Below are 4,370 nucleotides of genomic sequence, written 5' to 3'. Positions count from 1 at the left end.
ATAGCTGAACAGGGCTATTGATGCTTGAATAATGGATTTAGCGAATGGTTACTAATCCGGATTAAGGCTCCTCAGCAACCGCACTCCGGGCAGGCCGTAACAAACAATTTTTGCATGGGCTGTTTGCTGCGGTCCTGTCCCGGTTTTAATTGAGGGCCAACGTTATGACTACTTTTTCTGGCAAACAACCAGAGCCGCCAACCGGCATGATCAAGAATGCCCCCTTCTGGCCCGATCTTGACCTGAACGAGTTTGTTGTTAATTACCGGGTTCCCAATGATTTGACTGTGGGCACTGTCCGGGAACATCTGGTTCAGGCCATCACCGATATTAATTTCCGTCTGTCAGAATACAAAACGGATAACCTGTGTGCCGGTTATGAGCATCTGGACCAGGTTCCTGCTGATGAAATCGCTTGCGAATCCCTATTGATTATCCTCTATCGCCGGGCAGTCAGTTGCCGGGCCAAGGCCAGTATCTGCCGGGACTACCCCACCATTGACCGCCGGGAACCGGCAGAGAACCAGGCCAAAAGCGCCCCGGAAACAGAAATCGTGTATTTACGGTTTGCCGATGAAGCGATCCGGCAAATGTTGCAAGAAACGGACATTACGGTGGAATTGATATGAGTGCCAAGCTGCAACAATTGACTGAATATTTGTTAAACAAGGATTTTGTACCGGAGGAGAATCTGGAATCCTGGGTAGATCTTTGCACTGTGATTCCGGCCAGTGTCGATCTTGGCCATTGCTATGAGCTGTGCAGGCTGCATCACCGTTGTTCCCTGTATATTGAACGGTACATAGGCGATTCCCGACTGATCACTGCCTGGATTGCCGCCTGGCTGAAAGATCACGATCCGGACCGGGACTATGACCGGCTGCCGGACCCGGATATTGATATTCAATCCCTGGATGCTTCTGGCACCCAGTGGGATGTGGATGTTTCCATTGAATTTATTGAGCCGGTGTTAATTGAGCCGGATGAACTGAACGGCAACATTGACTGGAACGGCCAAAAATGGCGCTTGATTGACCAGCCGGTGGTTGATATTGCTGAAGAATTGGATCGGCTTGATCCGGCTGAACCTGAAGAAGAAAAGCCGACCTCTATCAACAGTCAAACACTGTATAAACACCGGTCTGTAGGGGCTTTGCCATGAGCTTGTCAATCCGCTTTGATACCCGTCATGCCAGCCGCATTCATCAGGATATTGGTTTGCTGGCTTTGCCTGCTGCCAGTCGGAAACGGGTATTCCAGAATTCAGGCCGTGCTTATCTGAAGGCAAGCCGGGACAACTTACGTCAGCAAAAGACTATTAATGGCAACTTTTTTGAAAAACGAAAATACGGGAAAGGGAAAGTGTTAAAAAATATGGGAAGAAGCCTGAAGTTCTTTCCAACGCCTAAATACGTGAAACTTGCCTGGCCCAATAAATCCGTGGCCAAATTGGGCTATAGACACCAGTTTGGCATAGACGAAGTGATGACCGTTGCCAAAATGGTAAAGATTCACGGGCAGCCGGACTATAAAGCCAACGCCACCAAAAAACAGGCCAAGGCATTGCTGGAAGCGGGGTTCACCATCAGCACCGGTAAACAGTTCAAGTCAGGCACAAGAAAAGGCAAAAGTCGCCGCAAACGTCCCAGCCAACGGTGGATTATGGAGAACATGAAACTGGGTCAGGCCGGTTTGATCATTCGCACTTTGCGAAATACCACCAACCCGCCCAAGAGCTGGAAGATTCCGGTTCCGGAACGGCCATTTTTGGGCATGACCGGAGGGGACGCTGCCGAGGTGCTGACCAGTGAGATTGAAAAGGAACGGCAGCGCCGGGCCCGTTAATCAATTGTTTGTGGGAGACCATTCATGTCATTAGGTTCCGTTACCGTCAACAACCTGGATCTGGCCCAGGGGACGCCCAGTGAGGTGGAATGCCTTGATCTGTTCGTTGGATACGTTCCCACGGCACCAGAAACCAACCAGGTCCATGCCATCAATATGAGTACTGACCTGGATGTGTTGCTGGGTGCGGGGGCTTCTAATGTGAAAACCCAGATAGAAGCCGCCCGTTCCAACGGTGGCCAGAACTGGTTTGCTTATGTGCTGCCCTTGCTTTCAGAGGCTGACCCGATGGCAGAAGTGGACAAGGCCGTGGGCAATTTTAGCGTGGAATCTGTCGTAGTTTGTGACCCGGTGGCCAACAAGGCAGATTTGGAAAATATGCAATCCACCGCCATGGAACTGATTGGCAAGTATCAGCGCCGGGTATTTTTCCAAAGTGCTTTCCGTAGCCCTGGCGCTGAAGAAAGCTGGAGCGATTACAGCGCCGAGGCCAAAGCAATAACTGAAAATGTCGCTGCGGATCGGGTAGTTATTGTGCCACTGCTTTATCCGGATTTTCTCGGGGCATTGGCGGGAAGATTGGCCAATCAATCGGTAAGTGTGGCCGACAGCCCTATGCGGGTAGCCACCGGTACCTTGCTGGGCAATTACGCCGAACGCCCAACCGATGCCAACGGGCTGGAATTGGACAAATCGGTATTGCTGGATTTGCACAATAATGGTCGTTTAACTGTACCTACATGGTACGAAGACTATGACGGCACCTATACGTCTGACGGTTTTACCCTTGCTCCTGAAACCAGTGATTACCGGGTAATTGAAAATCTGAGGGTGGCTGACAAGGCCGCCAGACGTATTTACCTGCTGGCCGTGGCCCGGATCGGAAACCGACTGCTGAACAGTACCCCGCAATCCATCGCTTTCAACAGCACTTATTTTATGAAGCCCCTGCGGGAAATGAGCCATGGAGTCGAGATTAACGGCACGCCGTTTCCGGGAGAGATTGAACCCCCGAAAGCCGGGGATATTGTCATCAGCTGGCCGACTAAATATGCCGTGGAGATCTATTTCACCCTGCGCCCGCTGAACTGCCCCAAGGAGATCACCGCCAATATCACGCTGGATCTCAATAACTACGCCGAGGCCGCCTGACCATGAGAATTTCCGGAAAGAGTTTTACTATTCATCTTGATGATTTGCTGGTTTTCGTCAGCACCATGACCGCCGATATTGAGGATAACCGGGCAGCGGTCAAAGATCGGGGTATTCCCAACGGCTATGTGGACGGCGAGGTAGCCTGCAGCGGAGAGCTGGAAGTGGACGCCGCCAACCTGAAACTGATTATGGATGCCGCCAACCGGGCAGGTTCATTCCGTGACCTGGAACCGTTCGACATTAACACCTACGCCGACACCGGCAACGAATCCATGAAAGTGGAGCTGTTTGGCTGTTTGCTGAAAATTTCATCCCTGCTGGATATTGATTCTGCTGGCGGTGAAAAACACGCCACGACCATTCCTTTTGAAGTGACCAGCCCGGATTTTGTCCGGATCAACGATACACCCTATCTTTCCCGGAATGATACCGATGATTTGAGGGTGGCCTGATGGTATCCGTTGTTTCTGACATGGGGCAGATCTGCCGGTCCATTGTCATGCAAGCTCTGCAATGGTACGACCTGCCGGGCAGTGAAAGCGCCATCCGGTTGTTGTGCATGATCGCCGCCCATGAGAGCGGTGATTTTCACTATATCAAACAGGTAAAAGGGCCAGCATTGGGTATATTCCAGATGGAGCCTGCCACCTATGACGATGTGGTGGCTTACATCAAGCACAACCAGGAACGTTTTATTATGCTTGCCCATGACCTTCCTGAGCCTGCGGAATATATGGCTTTTAATCCGGTTTTCGGGGCAGCCATTGGCCGGGTGTTTTTGCTAAGAGTTCCCAGGCCACTACCCGATTCTGACGATATTGACGGGCTGGCCAAATACGCCAAAGACCACTGGAACACTCATCTTGGAGCTGCCCAATGGCAGGACTACCGGGACGCCTGGCTAAAACATTACTCCTGATAATCGTGCTGATGTTGCTGCTGGGCTGCAGCTCAACCGGGGGCATTATGAGCGCCGAAAACCTTCGGGCTGCTTTGGATGAATGCCATGAATTACGGCTCTGGGTATTGGTTTACCAAAGGCCGGATCGTTCGGTGATGGATGTCCGTTGTATTCCTGATCCGGATCAGGTGAATGATTACGTAACGTTGCGGCCCAAATTGTCCATGAAAATGATCCGCCCGTTTTTTGAAAGCCAACCGATTCCCAAGGGGTATTATGAACAGCAATATGAACAACGGTAAAATTATCACTGTGATGATGGGCGACAAAGAGCTGACCTTTCAGGTCACTCTGGACGATTGGAACCGCTGCGTTAATGCCCTGCAACCGGATAACAAGATTGCCCCCATGCATAACTTTTCCTGATTACCACTGATCGTACGTCATGATACAGAGAAAGTTTATTTAA

The 4,370-nt window shown here is 50.9% G+C and carries 8 protein-coding genes; all 8 read left to right on the top strand.

Annotated elements, in window-relative coordinates; translation table 11 throughout:
- Positions 1-164 precede the first annotated feature (164 nt).
- Genes KDK14_RS19935 through KDK14_RS19900 form a run of 8 tightly spaced genes read left to right on the top strand, consistent with a single transcriptional unit; the run spans position 165 to position 4,327 of the window.
- Positions 165-629: a head completion/stabilization protein gene (locus KDK14_RS19935; RefSeq protein ID WP_257266974.1), complete on the top strand. Its 465-nt coding sequence runs from the start codon at positions 165-167 to the stop codon at positions 627-629.
- On the top strand, positions 626-1,162 hold the full coding sequence (locus KDK14_RS19930; protein ID WP_257266973.1) for a phage tail protein: 537 nt from the start codon (positions 626-628) through the stop codon (positions 1,160-1,162). The genes KDK14_RS19935 and KDK14_RS19930 overlap by 4 nt, the downstream gene beginning before the upstream one ends.
- On the top strand, positions 1,159-1,845 hold the full coding sequence (locus KDK14_RS19925) for a hypothetical protein (RefSeq protein WP_257266972.1): 687 nt from the start codon (positions 1,159-1,161) through the stop codon (positions 1,843-1,845). The genes KDK14_RS19930 and KDK14_RS19925 overlap by 4 nt, the downstream gene beginning before the upstream one ends.
- A gap of 24 nt (positions 1,846-1,869) precedes the next feature.
- Positions 1,870-2,997, top strand: coding sequence for a DUF2586 domain-containing protein (locus tag KDK14_RS19920; protein ID WP_257266971.1), 1,128 nt, complete (start codon positions 1,870-1,872; stop codon positions 2,995-2,997).
- Between the two features lie 2 nt (positions 2,998-2,999).
- Positions 3,000-3,452 carry a DUF2597 family protein gene (locus KDK14_RS19915; protein WP_257266970.1) on the top strand — a complete coding sequence of 151 codons (453 nt, stop codon included), beginning with the start codon at positions 3,000-3,002 and terminating at the stop codon, positions 3,450-3,452.
- Positions 3,452-3,919 carry a hypothetical protein gene (locus KDK14_RS19910; RefSeq protein ID WP_257266968.1) on the top strand — a complete coding sequence of 156 codons (468 nt, stop codon included), beginning with the start codon at positions 3,452-3,454 and terminating at the stop codon, positions 3,917-3,919. The genes KDK14_RS19915 and KDK14_RS19910 overlap by 1 nt, the downstream gene beginning before the upstream one ends.
- Positions 3,877-4,203: a hypothetical protein gene (locus KDK14_RS19905; RefSeq protein ID WP_257266967.1), complete on the top strand. Its 327-nt coding sequence runs from the start codon at positions 3,877-3,879 to the stop codon at positions 4,201-4,203. The genes KDK14_RS19910 and KDK14_RS19905 overlap by 43 nt, the downstream gene beginning before the upstream one ends.
- Positions 4,190-4,327, top strand: coding sequence for a putative phage tail assembly chaperone (locus tag KDK14_RS19900; protein WP_257266966.1), 138 nt, complete (start codon positions 4,190-4,192; stop codon positions 4,325-4,327). Before KDK14_RS19905 ends, KDK14_RS19900 begins: the two co-directional genes overlap by 14 nt.
- The last annotated feature ends 43 nt before the right edge of the window (positions 4,328-4,370 follow it).

It is taken from the genome of Endozoicomonas sp. ONNA2 (genome assembly GCF_024606365.1).
Lineage (GTDB): Bacteria > Pseudomonadota > Gammaproteobacteria > Pseudomonadales > Endozoicomonadaceae > Endozoicomonas.
The sequence above is the reverse complement of the archived record's forward strand: the minus strand, read 5'-3'. Positions and strand labels throughout refer to the sequence as shown.